Here is a 16,913-nt window from a genome sequence, read left to right as displayed (position 1 = left end):
GCCCTTTGCGCGAATCGCGCACCGGCCGGCCGCCGTTACGTTGCGTACACTGGTCATATGAACATTGACACGACGTCAACAACGACGGGCAAAGGTGACGCCAGACGTCTCGCCATCGTGCGCGCCGCGCGCGAGATCTGCCTGGAGAAGGGTTTCTCCAAGATCACCGTGAGCGACATCGCCGGCCGCGTGCACATGACCCGATCGTTGTTCTACCACTACTTCCCCGATAAGGACGCGGTGGCGGACGCGGTCCTCGACGACGTGGTCGAGGAGATCCTGGCCAAGCTCGAGGCATGGGACGCCGCGCGCGAGACCGGCAACATCGGCAAGGCGCTCGACGACATCGTGCGCCTCACGCGATCGCTGATCGCCGACGAAAGCCCGTTCTCCGCCCGCATGATCCACGAGGGCAACGCCGAACTGTACATCCGGTTCATCGACCGCATCGCGGACCGTATCGCGGACATGCTCGAAAGGACCACCGTGCGCGATTTCGAAGCCAGGCACGGCCTGCCCATCGAGAACGTGCACGAAACGTTCTTCACGCTCATCGTGGGCCTGATCTCACTGCTGAGGTCGCACCCGGACACCGCGGACGCCACGCTCAAGAGCCTCGTCGCGCAGACGCTGCACCTGACCGACTACATCTGACCGACTGTCCGGCCGGTTACTTCTCGCGCGTGCCGAGGAATTCGCCGGTGACGGGGTTCCGTCCGTCCCTCTCCAACATGGCGAGCACACGGTCCTCGCCATGCTCATGTTCCTGAAGCCGTGCGACCGCGGGCGGCACGAGCACGCGCAACGCGCGGTCGCACGCCCGCACCGTCACGGGCAGCCTTCCGATGTATTCGCCATCCGCCATGAGCACGGGAGGCTCCTCGCCTTCCACGGCGCGGGTGATCTCGATGTCGCGCACGCGCTTCCATCCGAACACCTTCGAGGCGAGCAGCTTGCCGTTGTACCCCTTGGAGATGGCGTCCGCGATCTCCGCCGCGTTCGGCATGTGGTCGATCCAGATGAGATCGAGCAGACCGTCGTCGAACCGGGAGTACGGTGAGACCTCCAATCCCCCGCCGATATGCCGCGAATTGGCCACGGTGAGCATCGGCGAGATGATGTCATGCTCCTCGGTCGTGCCATCGGCCAACGTGGCCTTGATGTGATAGCCGTACCGTTTGAGACGGGACACCTCCACGAGCACGGCGGCGAAATAGCGCAGCGAACCGCCCGGCAGGCGCGAATGGTTGGCCCGGTCGTTGATGCTCGCGTCCAGGCCGCACGACAGCATGCCCGCATAGAACCGGTCGAACGCCGGCACCGACGAGACGGCGTAAGGCTTCGTCCCGGCCCCGGCCGCCATGCGTTCACCCGGCTCCACGCCCGTGGAGGCTTCCGCACCCGTGGAAGTTTCCGCCCCCGTGGTCGGGTCGACGGCCACGGCGCCGGGCAAGGCGGTGACATGCCCCATGTCCACATCGATGTGAGAACCGCGCACGATCGCGCCGACGATGCCTTCGACGGCCGTGTCGACACGATTGACCGGCAGTTTCAGCCCACGGGCGAAGTCATTGCCGGATCCGGTGGCGACGATGCCGAGCGGCTTGCCGCTGGCCCCGACCGCGTTCGCGCCGAGCGCGATCATGCCGTCGCCGCCGATCACGACGAGATGGTCGTAATCATCCATGTGTTCACGCGCGTTGGCGAGGGAACCGTCGAAACTGTCGCCGGTGAGATCGGTCACGCCGAACCCATGGCGTTCGCCGGCCTCGGTCAGCAGTCCGAGCACACGTTCGCCGATCCTGGCCCCTTTGCCCTTGTCGGACAAAGGATTGCCGATCACCGCGACGACCCCGTAATCCTTGCTCTCAGTCATATCCACACGATAACCGCGAGGGTGGCGGAACCGCCAGTCCCGTCACTGGCGAGCGGCTGTTATTCGCACGCCTGCGGACGACCGTCATTCGCACGCCACCGGTCCGGCACGCGCCGCGAGCACGATCCGGGGCATGAACGGCACCTGCGTGGCGACACTCACACGAACCGTCACGTCCGACCCTGATTCGCCGCCGATGTCGCAGGAGACCAGCCGCCCTTCGTGGGCCGCCGCCGTCCTTCCCGCCACCGCGCACGAATCGGCGCGTCCGTCCCAGAGCGCCACGGCCGCGGACAGTGCCGCCAGATCGGCGGCCGTCCGCGCCCGGGACCTGCAGATCAGCAGATGCCCGGCGGCGGCAATCGTCGCGAGCAGTACGGCAGCCAGCATGACCAAAGCCACGCCGGCCATCGTTCCGGAGCCTTCATCGGACCTGTTCATGACATCACCCCCACCGCGCGGCCCCGCACCACGGTGGGCAGCACGCCCAACGGGTCCGGGATCACCGGGCATTGGGTCACGACCGTCACACGGTCTCCCGCCCGGCTCAGCTCCACGGAGGCGCCGTTCACGACCGATGCGGCGGCCTTGGCGGCGTCGGAGTCGCTCGCCTGGGCCGCGACCGCTGCACGGGCTGCGGCCGAGGCGGCGTCCTGGCAGCCTATGGACACCATCACCATGCGCGCGAGGGCGAGCAGCAACAGCGCCATCGCCACCACCGCGGGCAGGACGGTGGCGAACTCCGCGGTGACGGTACCGGGGTCGGCCGCCGATGCGGAACGTTCCCTCAATACGGAACGTTCCGTTCCGGCGGGCGGGCGGCGGGCGCGGCGCCTCGCATATGCCGCGATCATGTCAGCCTCCCATCGTCAATGCCTGCTTGACGATGTCGAGCAGCAGCTTGCGTACGGTTTCGGATTTCATGATGGTGACCAGCAGGGCGGCGAAACCGGTGGCGGCGACGAGCACCACCGCGTATTCGGCGGTGGCGGCGCCTTCCTCGGGCTCCGCCGTGAGGGTGCGCATCCTGGCGTCCATGGCGTACAGCCTGGCGCGGCACAGGTCGCGCGTGCGTTCGTATCGTTCCCTGGCATGGGTGAAGACTCCGGCCTTCCCCTCGCCGTTGACCGGGATGGTGGGGTGTTTCATGCGCCCGTTCCTTTCTATGGATGTCTGTGGATGTCTGTGGATGTTCCGCCCGGAGCATGCCGGGTTTGCCGGGCCCGTCCCGCGGCGTCCCGAAGGCCGGGTCATAGGTTGTCGGAGATGGATGGGGTTGCCCCATCGGCGCCGATGGGTCCTTCCACTGTGCGGGGCCGCCGGCGCATATGCGATGTTTTCCGGACGATGTGTACAGAGGTCCCGGGTTATCCACATACCCGGCGTGTCATCCACAGGCATGTGGACAAGCACATGGACGCCAAGGTGCAGCCCTACTTTGCGGGGCCATCCACGGAATGCGGGAAAGAGCGAGGCCGCCGACAATGGAGTATCCGACGAAGCGTGTCATCCACGGAATGCGGGTAGAGAGGCGGGCGGTTTCCGTGCGGGTCCGGTGTTCGGTGTCATCCACGGAATACGGGCAAGAGGCTTGGAGACGACCCAGCGCCATGGACCAGGACGGTCTCCCACACATTTTCCCGGCATCCATATGCGAAGCCGGGGATGACGTATACCGGCAGTCCCCTTCACGCACGTTTTCTCCGGTTCCGGCCGAACGGACCGGACATAACGTACTCGGGCGATTCCCCCTGCGCACGTTTTCTCCGGTTTCCCCGGTCGAAGCCGGAAATAACGTATTCCAAGAAATCGTTGGCGTACGTTTTCTCCGGCTCTCCCATCCGGGACCGGAAACAACGTATCCGGACGACTCCCGTGCCCGCGTTGAACGGCCATCAGACGACCAGACTCCCAGACACAATTCGGCCTATAACCCCGGGAACGGAAACGAAAAAGAAAAGGCCCGCCGAAGCGGGCCTTTCCACAAGTCCAACCGGGGAGCAGAATCTCAGCACAACATCATCGTTGCAACGGTAAGTCTTTCCAATGCCCGTCCAACGTATCAGTCCTCGTGACCATTACTCTTTGTGGGCTCTGCTCTGTTCGGTTGTTCTTGTAGTTCATAATCTAGGCGCGCATCGGGATGCGTGCAACCCTGACGAACCCCTTGTTCGTTTCTTTGCGGAAATGATCGTTCGCACGCCGCATACGGCCCGCGCTGACGCTTCCTGTTCGCTTTCCGATGCCGCAATGTGCTGTTGTGCGCGTTTGAGGCACCGCTGCGGCGTGTCGACCAAATTCCACTCAACCGCATCCGTCATCCGCCGACAAGCGCGCGCCCGTCTCGCCCATCCACTCCGATGACGTCTCAGGAAAGCCGCGACGCAGGAAAAGAGGCCACAACTTCCCTCCGTTATCCACATGCCTGTGGATGGCACAGGGCGATCTGGCCGAGGGCGAGCAGGATCGTGCCGTTATCCACATGCCTGTGGATAACACGCCGGGGATGTGGATAACCCGGGACCTCTGTACACATACCCCTGCACAGGTTGGCCCGGCGCGGCCCTCTCGGTTTCAATCGAGCCATGAACACGTCAGCCCGTTTCCCTTCGACCGGCCGGTCTCACGGCAAAGGCCGCTCGGGACCGCCACCGGGGCCGGTCTCCTCCATGACCGTTGCCACATCGGCCTCCAAGCCGATGCCGCAACGCTATTATTCGCCGGGCAAGGCCGTCGTCCCGCCGCGTCCCCTTCCCCAGATGCGAACGCCCGCACGGCCTCAACCCGCCGAATCGCCGGTGCCGTTGCCACGTCTCGGCACCGGTGGCCACGGTCGCATCGTCACCTTCACCTCGCCCAGCGGCGGCGTGGGATTGAGCACGATGGTCGCCCTCACCGGGTTGACCCTGGCCAAGCGTGGCATAAGGTGCGCGATGCTCGACGCGGACCTCTCCGGTGGCGGGCTTGACGTGCTTCTCGGCATCGAGCACGAACCGGGATTGACCCTGCAGGATCTCGACGCCCCACTCGGGCGCATCGAGGGGGACGCGTTGAACCATGAATTGCCGCAGTGGGAGGGTCTGCGCGTTCTTTCCCATTCGCCGTGGCGGGGAGACCCGCCCGACTGGTGGGAGCTGCAGGCCGCCATCGAAGCGCTCGGCGAGGCGAACGACGTCGTGCTGGTCGACGCCGGACGGGGTGAGGCGATGGCGCACGCGCCCGAGCTGGCGTGTTCCCGACGGGTGGTGGCGATCGAACTGTCCGTCCTGGGCATGGCCCGGGCGAAGGCGCATCTCGCCGGCATCGACCGGTTGGAGGGGTCCGTCGCGGGAGGCGATTGCGGCGGGGATCCTCTGATCGTCGGCATGTCTCCCCGCGGGGCGTCCCGCAGGGCATCGGATACGGCCGTCGCCATGGCGGAGGTCATCGCCTACCTGGGTGACGACGTGCTGGGGCCGGTGCGTTGTGTTCCTTCCCTGTGCGCGGACATCCTTGCGGGATTGGGCATCCGGTCCGTGCCGCGCCGCAACCGCCGCGTCATCGACGCGATCGCGGATTGGATCGATGACGGGTCGGAGCGATCCGATCGTCGCGAACGCGGACGGAAAGGAGGCTGACATGTCCGAGCATCGCGAACCGGCGTTCGGCCCCCTTGACGACATCGTCCACGACCCACAGGTCACCGACGTGGCGGTGACCTGCGACGGCCGGGTCTGGGCCGACTGCGGCGACGGTATGCGCGAACGCCGCCCGCGCATACCGTTCCGCGACCACAGGGTGGTGCGTGAATACGCGGTGAGGCTGTGCGCGCAGCTGGGTCGCAGGCTTGACGACGCGCAGCCCATCGCCGACGCCTCCAGCGACGACGGCATACGCGTGCACGCGGTGATCGCGCCGCTGGTGCCGCGGGGCGCCTCCATCTCCATACGTCTGCCGGACCGCTCCCACGCCACCGTGGCGGACCTGTGCCGCCGCGGATTGTTCCCTCCCGAATGGCTGCCGGTCCTGCGCGGACTCGCCGCCAAACGCGCCACGCTGCTGATCACCGGCGGCACGGGCGCGGGCAAGACCACGCTGCTCAAGGCGCTGCTCGGCGAATGCGACCCCCATGAGCGGATCGTCACCGTGGAGGAGGTGCGCGAACTGGGGGTGCTGCCGCTCGCGAACCATGTCTCCATGGTCACCCGTGAGGCGAACGTGGAGGGCGCCGGTGCGGTGGGTCTGCCCGATCTGGTGAAGGCCACGTTGCGCATGCGCCCGGACCGCGTGGTATTGGGCGAATGCCGCGGCGAGGAGATTGCGGACCTGCTGCGCGCCTACAATTCCGGCCATCGCGGAGGCATGACCACGTTGCATGCGGACGGGGTCTCCCGCGTGCCTTCCCGCCTGGCCTCATTGGGGCTGCTCGCCGGACTGTCCCCGCAGGCCACGGCCATGTTCGCCTGCGGGGCCTTCGACGCGGTGCTGCATCTGGAACGCTCCGCCGGCAGACGCCGGCTCGCGCAGATCGGCCTCCTGATCGGCACACAGGAGGGGCTCGCCGGCCAGCCGCTGGGCCTGTGGACGGGCTCCGGACCGGCACTGCACATGCCGCAATGGCAAGCGTTCGCCGACCGATGGACCATCGGCCGAACCACGGGCGCGGACGGCGGACGGCGAGCGCCGGCCGGCGGGGAGAGCACGGCGCCGGGTGACGCGGCGCCGCCACGAAATGTCCGTCGCATCATCCCGGCAAGCGAAAGGAGACCCTCATGAGGGCGGGCATCATCATCACCGGATTGGCGGTGGCGGCCGCAGCGGCGGCACCGACAGTCCTGACCGTCGCGGAACGTGTCACGCGCCGCGCAGCCGTACGGCCGCGCGATGGCGGCCGGGCGAACGGCGCTGGCCTTCCCCGCACGGGCATCGACGCCGTCATCTCGGCGGTGATCGCCCGCGCGAAAGGCGGCGGTACGGTGGCCGAATCCTTCCAGGAGCAGGGCGGCGAACGCTTCGCCTCCACACAAGTGACCACGGCGCGCGTCTCGACGGTGCTCCGGCGGCGGATGACGGACGACGAGACCGATTCCGACGCCGAACGGACGGCCCGCCACCTTGCGGCGGCCTGCCGGCTCAGCGAGGGGCTGGGATGCGAGGTGACGGGCTGTCTTGAGGCGGTGGCGGACGATTACCGGCGGCATAGGCGCGCCGTCGATCTCAAACGGCGGTCGTTCGCCATGCCCAAGGCGACGATACGGTTGCTGTCGGCCTTGCCCGTGGTGACCGTGATGCTCGGCGAACTGATGGGCGCCCGCCCCGTTGCGTTCCTGCTGGGCACGCCGCAGGGCATATTGTGCCTGGCGGCGGGCGGCCTTTGGTATGCCGTCGGCATGGCGTGGACGCGGCGTCTGCTTGCCGGCTTCGACGATGCGGGCGGCGACGGGGCGGATGGAGACGACGATGCGTCGATCGCGTTGGCGATGCTGCGGGCCGCACTCGGCACGGGCGCGCCCATCCCCCGCGCCCTCGACGCCGTGGGCGAAGCGCTTGGCGCCGGAGCGGACGAACCATCGCCTCCGGGAGGGATTCCCGCGGGATTGCGCATGGCGGGCCGCGCCCTCTCACGCGGGGCGACATGGCATGAGGCCTGGGTGATGGCCGAGTCGTCCTGCGCGGGGACCGTGCCGGCCCGGGCGCGGGCGCGCGAACCTCCACGACGGGACGGCGGGACGGAACCGGCGCGCGGTACGGCCATCGCGCTGATCGGCGAGTGCCTGGCGGAGGCGTGGCGGCACGGCGCCTCCCCCACCGGCAGGCTGGAGCTCGCCATCGACCGGCATGACAGGGACGCGCTCGCCGCCATCGAGCAGGCGGCGGCGCGACTGTCGGTGCGGTTGCTGGCGCCCACCGGACTGTGCTTCCTGCCGTCGTTCATCCTCATCGGGGTGGTTCCCGCCATCGTCTCGTTCATCATGTGATGGTTGGTGTTACCGCTCACGCCCTTGCCGTCCGGGCTTCGGACCGTCCCCAAAATGTGAACTCGCGTTGAACTTTGGCGCGTACGCCAACGCCCAACCGCTCCAACGCCTAGGATGAAGACCATGGCACAGATTTTTGACGCACCATCGAAAGCGATCCTGCGAAGCCAAATCGCAGAGCATATCGCCGAAACCGACAAGAACGATCGGCGCGAGACCTTGGAAGGCGAGGCCCCGCTGCCGACCGACCGCTTCTTCGACCGCGAGTTGAGCTGGCTGAAGTTCAACAAGCGTGTGCTCGAGCTCGCCGAGGATGACGAGCAGCCGCTGCTGGAACGCACCAGCTTCGCCGCGATCTTCGCCAACAACCTCGATGAGTTCTTCATGGTCCGCGTGGCCGGCCTGAAGCGCCGCATCGACTCGGGCATCGCCGTGCCTTCCGCCGCCGGCCTGAGCCCGCGCCAGCTGCTGCGCTCGATCAGCGAGCAGGCGCACGCCCTGCAGGACGAGCACGCCCACTATGTGATCGACAAGCTGTTCCCGGCCCTCGCCGAACAGCATATCGTGCTGCTCAGCTGGGACAAGCTCACCACCGCCGAGCAGGAGCGCCTCTCCCGCTACTACCGCCAGCAGGTGTTCCCGGTTCTCACCCCGCTCGCCGTGGATCCGGCCCACCCGTTCCCGTACATCTCCGGCGGTTCCATCAACCTCGCCGTGATCGTCGAGAACCCGGCTTCCGGCAAGTCGCACTTCGCGCGCGTGAAGATCCCAGGCAACCTGAACCGACTCGTGCCGGTCGACGACATGACCGACGAGGAGTCCAAGGAGGAGCGCTACGGCTTCATCACGATGGAGAACCTCATCATCGCCCATCTGGAATCCCTGTTCCCGGGCATGATCATCAAGGAGGCGCGCTCCTTCCGCGTCACCCGCAACGAGGACATCGACGTCGAAGAGGATGATGCCGAGAACCTGCTCAACGCCATGGAGAAGGAGCTGCTGCGCCGCCGCTTCGGACCGCCGATCCGCCTGGAGATCTCGGACGAGACCAGCCCGTTCCTCTCCCAGCTGCTCGCCGACCAGCTCGGCGTCACGCCGGAGGAGGTGTACCGTCTGCCGGCCCCGCTCGACATGACCGTGCTGTTCGAGCTCGGCGGCATCGACCGTCCGGATCTGAAGAACCGCCCGTTCATCCCGACCACGAACCGTCAGATCGCCGAGGTCGAGTCGAGCCGTGCGCAGGACATCTTCGCCGCCATCCGCGAGCGCGACATCCTGCTGCACCACCCCTACGATTCGTTCTCCACCTCCGTCCAGGCCTTTCTGGCGCAGGCTGCTGCGGATCCTAAGGTCCTGGCCATCAAGCAGACGCTCTACCGCACCAGCTCCAACTCGCCGATCATCGACGCGCTGATCGACGCGGCCCACGCCGGCAAGCAGGTGCTGGCCCTGGTCGAGATCAAGGCCCGCTTCGACGAGGACGCGAACATCGCGTGGGCGCGCAAGCTGGAACGCGCCGGCGTGCACGTGGTGTACGGCATCGTGGGTCTGAAGACCCACTGCAAGCTCATCGAGGTGGTCCGCCAAGAGGCCGACGGCCTGCGCCGCTACTGCCATGTGGGCACGGGCAACTACAACCCGAAGACCGCCCGCATCTACACCGATCTCGGCTTGCTCACCTGCGACCCGGTGGTCGGACAGGATCTCACCCGCCTGTTCAACCAGCTGTCCGGCTACGCGCCGAAGTCAAGCTTCCACCGCCTGCTCGTCGCCCCGCGCACCATCCGCACCGGCCTGATCCAGCGCATCCGCCGCGAGGAGGATGCCGCCCGCGCCGGCAAGGAGGCGTGGATCAAGATCAAGGTCAACTCCGTGGTGGACGAGAAGACCATCGACGCCCTGTACCGTGCCTCCCAGGCCGGTGTGAAGATCGACATCGTCGAGCGCGGCATCTGCTCGCTCAAGCCCGGCGTTCCCGGCCTGTCCGAGAACATCCGCGTGCGTTCGATCCTCGGCCGCTTCCTGGAGCACAGCCGCATCTACGCGTTCTGCAACTCGGACGGCCCGCAGATCGGCGAGGGTCCGATGTCCGGACCGGAGGTGTGGATCGGTTCCGCCGATCTGATGCACCGCAACCTCGACCGTCGAGTCGAGGCGCTGGTGCGCATCACCGCCCCCGAACAGATCCAGGAGCTGCTCGACTACATCGACCTGCAGATGGCCGACTCCACCTCCAGCTGGCACATGCTGCCCGACGGATCCTACGAGCGCCACTCGAAGGACGAGGAGGGCCGCCCGCTGGTGGATTGCCAGGAGTACCTCATCCGCAAGCACACCCGCCGTCGCGGCAACCACAGCTGACACGGCATGCCGTGATGGCCGGCCCCGTACTCGGACCGGCCATCACGGATACATGCGTCTGCGTGAACCGTAACGCGCGAATCGTGAATGATCGCCTCCATGACTCACGGCGAATGCCGGTCGTAGGGGCGGTTTTTCGTTCACGCGATGGGCGGCGTATAATCGTCCGCGGTATATGTGAACGCTAACGCGCCAGAAGGCCGACCCAGTGGGGTCGGCCTTCGTCGTCTCCGCGGGGAAACTACGTAGAGCCGTGCGTACAATACGAAGGGTGAGCAAGAAGATGAGCAAGATCGTGGAAGCGGCCGGCGGCATACTCTACCGACGCCGCAACGTCGAGGACGACGTTGCCGGATCCGGAACCGTGCGTCAGGACCGGACGCTCCCCGATGGCGGCGCCATGGACCGCATGACGGACAACGACCGTACGCCGCGGTTCGACGACATCGAGGTCTGCCTGGTGCACCGACCGAAATACGACGATTGGAGCTGGCCGAAGGGCAAGGTCGACCCGAACGAATCGCACCTGCATGCGGCCGTGCGCGAAATCGGCGAGGAGACCGGGCAGGCGGTGGCGCTCGGTCCGTACCTCGGCGAGATCGAATATCCGCAGGCCGAGGAGGGCAGCAAGCAGCGCCACACCAAGAACTACGCCACCAACGTCAACACGAAGCACATCCTGTTCTGGATGGCCACGGCCATCTCCCCCGTCGACAAGCTCAAGCGCACCCAGGCCCTGGGCCCCGTGCACCGGGCGGACGTCGGCGAAATCGACGACGTCGTCTGGCTCACCCCGGACAAGGCCCGCAAGAAGCTCACCCACTCCACGGACAAGGAGATCCTCGCCCTGTTCATCGACAGGCTGCAGGAGGGGGCTGCGGACGCGGTGCCGATCATCATCGTGCGCCACGGCAAGGCGGAGGCCCGCAAATCCTGGAAGGGCACCGACGCGAACCGTCCGATCACGCCCCGGGGTGCGGCGGCCGCCTTCGCGCTCAGCCACGAGCTGGCCTGCTACAACCCGGTCCGGCTCGCCACGTCGCCGTGGATCCGGTGCATGGAGACGCTCGAGACGTTCTCGTGGCAGACCGGCCGCGACATGGTCAAACTCGATCCGCTCACCGAGGACGCGTTCGCCGCCGACCCGGCCGCCGCATGGGAATGCTTCCGCTCCGAAATCGACTACGCGCTCAAGCACCGCGCGCCCACGGCCATCTGCATGCACCGGCCCGTCATCGGTGGTATATTCGAGCATCTGCGCGGCTTGTGCGCCTCCACTTCACTCGCGAAGCGGCTGATCGCCAAGTCCCCCTACATGCCCACCGGCAGCGCGCTGGCGTTGTTCGCCGTCGCCACGCCGCAAGGTCCCCGCATCATCGACATCCAGAAGGTCAATCCGCTTGTCTACTAGTTTCCCCGTCACCGGCAACACGGGCAACGGTTCCGTACTCGCCTCCCGTTCCGGCTTCGTTCCCACTCCCGGCTCCGCACCGCGTCCGTCGCGCCCCGGCCAGCTCGCCCCCGCGCTGCTCGACCAGATGGCGGGAGGCAACGATCCGGGCGTCGTCAACGAGATCGCGCACTCCTCCGCCTCCGCCCTGCTTGACCGGGTGCGCCACAGCGAGGATCCGGCGGTCGTCGAACGCGTGCTCACCGTCGTCGAACGCGAGGGCGTGGACGACATCGCCGAACTGTGGAGCTCCTCGCCGGCGGATACGCTGCCCGGCGTGCTGTGGCGCCTGTACATGCTGCGCACGTGGATGCGCACGCACCGCGACGCCATCGCACGGCTGTGGCGCGTCGGCGAACCGGTGGCGACGTCCGCTTCCGCCATCGCCGGCGTCGACCAGGCGCCGACCGAGGACGATATCTCACGTCTTGCCGATTCGATTCTGTCCGGCGCGTTCACCGGGGACTTCGCCGTGGCCATGGAACGCGCCTCCGCGTTCACGGACGTGGTGGCGCTGGGACTGCGAATCGAAGCGAAGCATCTCGCCGGTCGCGCCGCGGAACTGTCCGGCGGCGCCGGTGGCGCCAACGACGCCGACGGCACCGGCATCTCCGCCGAAACGCACGCCGGATCACATGCCAAGTCGCACGCCGACAAGGCGGCGCGGCTCATGCACACGGCCGCGAACCTGTTCGTCACCGCCAAGGACTTCCATCACGCCGCGAACCTATGGCGCCGCGGCAAGCTGGAATGACAACGGCGCCCCACAGCACGGCCGTGGGGCGAAGAGGAGCGCCCCTGGGACGACCGGAAGCGAACCACAGGAACGGAAATAGGTAGAAAAGAAACCGAAGAGAAGCGCCGAACCGTGAAAGCGCCTGTCGGCGCAAGGGCCGCTCGCGGCGGCAAAAAATGGAGCCCGGGGCTTAAGCACGGCCCGACGCGGATAACAGTATAACCCACGGAAACCTCCAGCCACGCCAAGGCCATGTAGGGCGTCGCCGGAACGGACGCGCCCCATACCGTCGTCCCCCCATACCGTCGTCCCCCATACCGTCGTCCCGCGCGTCGTCGTTCCCCGCATGCGGTCGTAGTAGGCTTGGGAACCATGGAACTTCACGTTTTGAATCATCCGCTCGTCGAGCACAAGCTGACCGTGCTCCGCGACAAGAACACCCCCTCCTCCACCTTCCGTGAGCTCGTCTCCGAACTCGTCATGCTCGAGGCGTACGAGGCCACACGTGACCTGTCCGTCGTGGCGACGCCGATCGAGACCCCGGTCGCTCCGATGACCGGCAAGAAGCTCGCCGAGCCCCGCCCGATCATCGTGCCCGTGCTGCGCGCCGGCCTGGGCATGCTCGACGGCATGACCCGCCTGCTGCCCACCGCCGAGGTCGGTTTCCTCGGCATGAAGCGCGACGAGGACCACCCCACCCAGCAGATCACCTACGCGAACCGTCTGCCCGACGACCTGACCGGCCGCCAGTGCTTCCTCATCGACCCGATGCTCGCCACCGGCGGCACCCTGGTCGCCGCCACGCATTACCTGGCCGAGCGCGGCGCGAAGGACGTCACCGCGATCAACATCATCGCCGCGCCGGAGGGCATCAAGTACGTCGAGGAGCACATCGACCCGTCCATCGACTTCAAGGTCGTGGTGTGCGCCGTCGACGAGAAGCTCAACGACAAGTGCTACATCGTGCCGGGCCTGGGCGACGCCGGCGACCGCCTCTACGGCGTCATCGACTGACGGGGCATCGTCGTCCGCACTACCGCTGATCGACGTGTCTCCCTCACCATGGCACCCGCCTAAAGCGGAATGAACACGCAGGAAACGTACGTCAGGCAGGTCTTGGCGTACGTTTCCTGCGCTTGGGGCATGGGACGGACGAATAGGAACGCGGCGGCCCGGGACCATGGATGTCCCTTGGAGGCCAATCGACCAAGGACGCCCCCTCGGAATGAATCAAACGATCGGGAACGGAACGGATCATATGCAGATCGACATCATCGCGCCGGGGCGCGTGAAGGAGCGTTATCTTCGCGACGCCATCGATGAATACTCGAAGCGCCTGTCCCGCTACTGCAAACTCAACATCATCGAGGTCGCCGACGAGAAGACGCCCGAACACGCCTCGGCCGGCGTGGAACGGCAGATCAAGGCGAAGGAGGGCGAACGCATCGCCAAACACCTGCGCGACAACGCGTTCGTCATCGCCCTGGCGATCGACGGCAGGCAGCTGTCCAGTGAGGAACTCGCCGCGAAGATCAACGATCTCGGGCTGCGGGGCACCAGCCACATCCAGCTTGTCATCGGCGGTTCCATCGGACTGGACGAGGCGATTCTCAGGCGCGCGGACTTCAAGCTCAGCTTCTCGAAGATGACGTTCCCGCACCAGCTCATGCGCGTGATCCTGCTCGAGCAGATCTACCGCGCCTACAAGATCAACGCGGGAGAGCCCTACCACAAGTAGGACGGGTTCCGCCACGCACTTGCGCGGCCGACCGAAACGGTTCCGTCTTACGCCGTGTAGGCTGTGAGGCATGACCGGACGATTCGCACCCACGCCCTCGGGGCGCATGCACATCGGCAACATGACGGCGATGCTGGCCGCATGGCTCGACTCGCGCTCGCATGGCGGGCGCATGCTGTTGCGCATCGAGGACATCGACACCCCGCGTGTGCTGCCGGACGCCGACCGGTGGATCATGGACGATCTCACCTGGCTCGGGCTCGACTGGGACGGCGAACCTGTCTACCAGTCGCAGCGCATCGACCTGTACGAGCAGGCGCTGCGGTCGCTCACCCGGCGGCCCGTCGGCGGCGTCCCGCTCATCTACCCGTGTTTCTGCTCGCGCGCGGACATCCGCGCCGCGTCCGCCCCGCAGGAGGGTGACGGCTTCCAGATCTACCCCGGCACCTGCCGACGGCTTGTGCGCGGCCATCCCGACGAGGTGAGGGAACGGCTCGCCCGCGGCGACCGTCATTCCCTGCGCATCGCCATGCCCGGAAACGCGACGGATGGCGATGACACCGCCGTCACGTTCGACGATCGGGTGTTCGGCCCGCAATCCTTCGATCTGGCGCGCGACATCGGCGATTCGGTGGTCCGACGCTCCGACGGCCTGTTCGGCTACCAGTTCGTCGTCACGGTGGACGATCTCGCCATGGGCGTCGACTCCGTCGTGCGCGGCCGCGACCTGCTGCGTTCCACCGCATTGCAGACCTATATCCGCGAGCGTCTTGTCGCCGAAGGATTCGCCGTTGGAGAGGGCGCCGCCGCACCAGACGCCGAGCAGGATGCACGTTCCGGCCGCGTCGCGGCCCCCGACCGCCCCGCGTACGCGCACATCCCGTTGGTCGACAACGCAACCGGGCGCCGCCTCGCCAAACGCGAACGGTCGCTCGATATGGGCGCGTTGCGCGCGCGGGGCGTCACCGCGGCGCAGGTGACGGGCTATTGCGCGTGGCTGCTGCGGCTTATCGACGAGCCGGAACCCTGTACCCCGGCCGACCTGCTGCCCGGCTTCTCATGGGAACCGCTGCGCGAGCGCCACGACGACCGGTCCGTCGACCCCGACGACCCGCATACGCCACGCTGGCTCGCCGACGCGCTGCACGCCTGACCTGACCGTCGCATGCGACGACGGCCCGGGGACACGCAGTTCGTCCGCCCCGAACGAGACATGCATCCTGTACGCACCTTGCATGCGCCCGCCATGCCGAACATGCACGATTCCGTACGCCCGCACGCGGTTCCTTCCGGACATGCGTGGGTACGGAACCGACATGCGCGCCCTGTGCGAGTAGTCTGGGACGCGTATGGCCGACATCATGTATGGGAGGATGCCATGTCGAAAGCCTTGAGAAACGCCGTGATCGGCGGCATCGCAGCCGCCGGGGCGGCAGCGTGGGCCGTCGCGCCGCGCTCGTTCAATGACAAGCGCCGCAACTATGTACCGGTCATCGCCGACGTGTGGTACGCGCACAGGGGTCTGCACGATGCGGGTTCCGGTCTGGTGTCCGTGCAGGACATCCCCGATTACGCAGGGGACAATCCGGTCAGCGCGCAGGCCGACACGACCGACGCCTCGATCGCCGAAAACGCCGATTACGTGGCGCTCGCCCGGCGTATGGCCTTGAAGGCCGGCTACGGCACGGCCGACGAGACCGGCCCGATCGCGCCGGAGAACTCGCTCGCCGCGTTCGCGGCCGCCTGCGAGGCCGGCTACGGCATCGAACTCGATCTGCAGCTCACGCTCGACGGGCAGGTGGTCGTCGTGCACGACGCCGACCTCATGCGCGTGGCCGGCGATCCGCGCCGCATCGAGGACCTCACCTACGACGAGCTGACGCGCATCCCGCTGTTCCCCGCCTCCCGCGGCTCCAAGCCGGGCGACCTCAAGGCCGCGCCCCTGCCGGGGTCGCAGGAAAGGCCGCCGCTGGTCGTCACGCCGCCGAACGCCCCGGAAGGCTACTACCAGCACGTGCCGTTGTTCTCCGATGTGCTCAAGGTGGTGGCCGGCCGTGCGCCGCTCATCGTGGAGTACAAGTTCTCCGACAACCACGCGTGGGGCGAGCGCCAGACGGAGCTCATGGAGAAGGGCCACGCGCTGCTCGAGGCGTATGCGGGCCCGTATGTCATCGAATCCTTCCACCCGGGCGCGGTGAACTGGTACAAGGAGCATCACCCGGAGGTGTGCCGCGGCCAGCTGAGCTGGCCCGCCTCGCTCGCGAAGAACGGCCCGGCCGAGTTCGCGGCCGGACTGCTCGCCTTCGACTGGCTGTCCCGCCCCGATTTCGTCGCCTACGACTGGACGGGCGGCGCGTTGCCGCAGGTGCGTCTGGCGCGTGCGATGGGCGCGACCGCCGTCTCGTGGACGGTGCGGTCCAGCGACGAGCTCGCGCAGTGCGACCAGTACTTCGACCACCACATCTTCGAGGCCTTCGTTCCGCCGGAACACGGAGCGCCATCGACGTTGTGACGCCCGGGGACGGCATACCACTCCCATGGTGAAGCGACACTCCCATGGTGCGGTGAAACCCTCATGGTGCGATGGCGCAACACGGCCTGATTCCGCCGTTATGGAGGAACCGTGTTGCCGCACCATGGGTTATCATGCCATGGTTGCCGCGCCATGGGATAGGCCCGCCCCGAAGGCATGACAAAAAATCGCCGCACCCCATCACAAGAGGGGTGCGGCGATTGTATATTCACGGGACCGAATCACGGGACCGCATCACACAATCCGGATCACATGACCGAAT

General features: G+C 66.9%; 15 protein-coding genes. 11 read left to right on the top strand and 4 right to left on the bottom strand.

Annotated elements, in window-relative coordinates:
* The first annotated feature begins 57 nt into the window (after positions 1–57).
* Positions 58–654, top strand: coding sequence for a TetR/AcrR family transcriptional regulator (locus tag GFD21_RS06090; protein ID WP_163197044.1), 597 nt, complete (start codon positions 58–60; stop codon positions 652–654).
* A 16-nt stretch (positions 655–670) separates the two neighbouring features.
* Here the strand turns inward: GFD21_RS06090 and GFD21_RS06085 are convergent, their stop codons facing one another.
* From GFD21_RS06085 to GFD21_RS06070, 4 genes are all read right to left on the bottom strand, one after another.
* Positions 671–1,876, bottom strand: coding sequence for a diacylglycerol/lipid kinase family protein (locus GFD21_RS06085; protein ID WP_163197043.1), 1,206 nt, complete (start codon positions 1,874–1,876; stop codon positions 671–673).
* 84 nt (positions 1,877–1,960) lie between these two features.
* Positions 1,961–2,317: an Rv3654c family TadE-like protein gene (locus GFD21_RS06080; protein ID WP_163197042.1), complete on the bottom strand. Its 357-nt coding sequence runs from the start codon at positions 2,315–2,317 to the stop codon at positions 1,961–1,963.
* Positions 2,314–2,730, bottom strand: a complete 417-nt coding sequence (locus tag GFD21_RS06075) for a TadE family type IV pilus minor pilin (protein WP_163197041.1) — start codon at positions 2,728–2,730, stop codon at positions 2,314–2,316. The genes GFD21_RS06080 and GFD21_RS06075 overlap by 4 nt, the downstream gene beginning before the upstream one ends.
* Before the next feature lies 1 nt (position 2,731).
* Entirely contained in the window at positions 2,732–3,025 is a 294-nt protein-coding gene (locus GFD21_RS06070; RefSeq protein WP_163197040.1) for a DUF4244 domain-containing protein, read from the bottom strand.
* A 1,520-nt stretch (positions 3,026–4,545) separates the two neighbouring features.
* Here GFD21_RS06070 and GFD21_RS06065 point away from each other — a divergent pair.
* The 10 genes from GFD21_RS06065 (at position 4,546) to GFD21_RS06020 (ending at position 16,630) form a co-directional block, all read left to right on the top strand.
* Positions 4,546–5,493 carry a P-loop NTPase gene (locus tag GFD21_RS06065; RefSeq protein WP_225431701.1) on the top strand — a complete coding sequence of 316 codons (948 nt, stop codon included), beginning with the start codon at positions 4,546–4,548 and terminating at the stop codon, positions 5,491–5,493.
* A gap of 1 nt (position 5,494) precedes the next feature.
* Positions 5,495–6,631 carry a CpaF family protein gene (locus GFD21_RS06060; protein WP_163197039.1) on the top strand — a complete coding sequence of 379 codons (1,137 nt, stop codon included), beginning with the start codon at positions 5,495–5,497 and terminating at the stop codon, positions 6,629–6,631.
* On the top strand, positions 6,628–7,833 hold the full coding sequence (locus GFD21_RS06055) for a hypothetical protein (RefSeq protein WP_163197038.1): 1,206 nt from the start codon (positions 6,628–6,630) through the stop codon (positions 7,831–7,833). Before GFD21_RS06060 ends, GFD21_RS06055 begins: the two co-directional genes overlap by 4 nt.
* A 123-nt stretch (positions 7,834–7,956) precedes the next feature.
* Positions 7,957–10,194: an RNA degradosome polyphosphate kinase gene (locus GFD21_RS06050; protein WP_163197037.1), complete on the top strand. Its 2,238-nt coding sequence runs from the start codon at positions 7,957–7,959 to the stop codon at positions 10,192–10,194.
* Between the two features lie 283 nt (positions 10,195–10,477).
* Entirely contained in the window at positions 10,478–11,605 is a 1,128-nt protein-coding gene (locus GFD21_RS06045; protein WP_163197036.1) for an NUDIX hydrolase, read from the top strand.
* Between the two features lie 127 nt (positions 11,606–11,732).
* Positions 11,733–12,398, top strand: coding sequence for a hypothetical protein (locus GFD21_RS06040; protein WP_225431710.1), 666 nt, complete (start codon positions 11,733–11,735; stop codon positions 12,396–12,398).
* Between the two features lie 354 nt (positions 12,399–12,752).
* On the top strand, positions 12,753–13,394 hold the full coding sequence (upp, locus tag GFD21_RS06035; protein WP_034529067.1) for a uracil phosphoribosyltransferase: 642 nt from the start codon (positions 12,753–12,755) through the stop codon (positions 13,392–13,394).
* A 244-nt stretch (positions 13,395–13,638) separates the two neighbouring features.
* Positions 13,639–14,118: a 23S rRNA (pseudouridine(1915)-N(3))-methyltransferase RlmH gene (rlmH, locus tag GFD21_RS06030; RefSeq protein ID WP_163197034.1), complete on the top strand. Its 480-nt coding sequence runs from the start codon at positions 13,639–13,641 to the stop codon at positions 14,116–14,118.
* 70 nt (positions 14,119–14,188) lie between these two features.
* On the top strand, positions 14,189–15,271 hold the full coding sequence (locus GFD21_RS06025) for a glutamyl-Q tRNA(Asp) synthetase (RefSeq protein WP_163197033.1): 1,083 nt from the start codon (positions 14,189–14,191) through the stop codon (positions 15,269–15,271).
* A 225-nt stretch (positions 15,272–15,496) separates the two neighbouring features.
* On the top strand, positions 15,497–16,630 hold the full coding sequence (locus tag GFD21_RS06020; protein ID WP_163197032.1) for a glycerophosphodiester phosphodiesterase family protein: 1,134 nt from the start codon (positions 15,497–15,499) through the stop codon (positions 16,628–16,630).
* Positions 16,631–16,913: the final 283 nt, after the last annotated feature.

The sequence above is a fragment of the Bifidobacterium platyrrhinorum genome, assembly GCF_010667645.1.
Taxonomy (GTDB): domain Bacteria; phylum Actinomycetota; class Actinomycetes; order Actinomycetales; family Bifidobacteriaceae; genus Bifidobacterium; species Bifidobacterium platyrrhinorum.
Note: the sequence above shows the minus strand (reverse complement) of the source record. Positions and strands in the feature narration are given on the sequence as shown.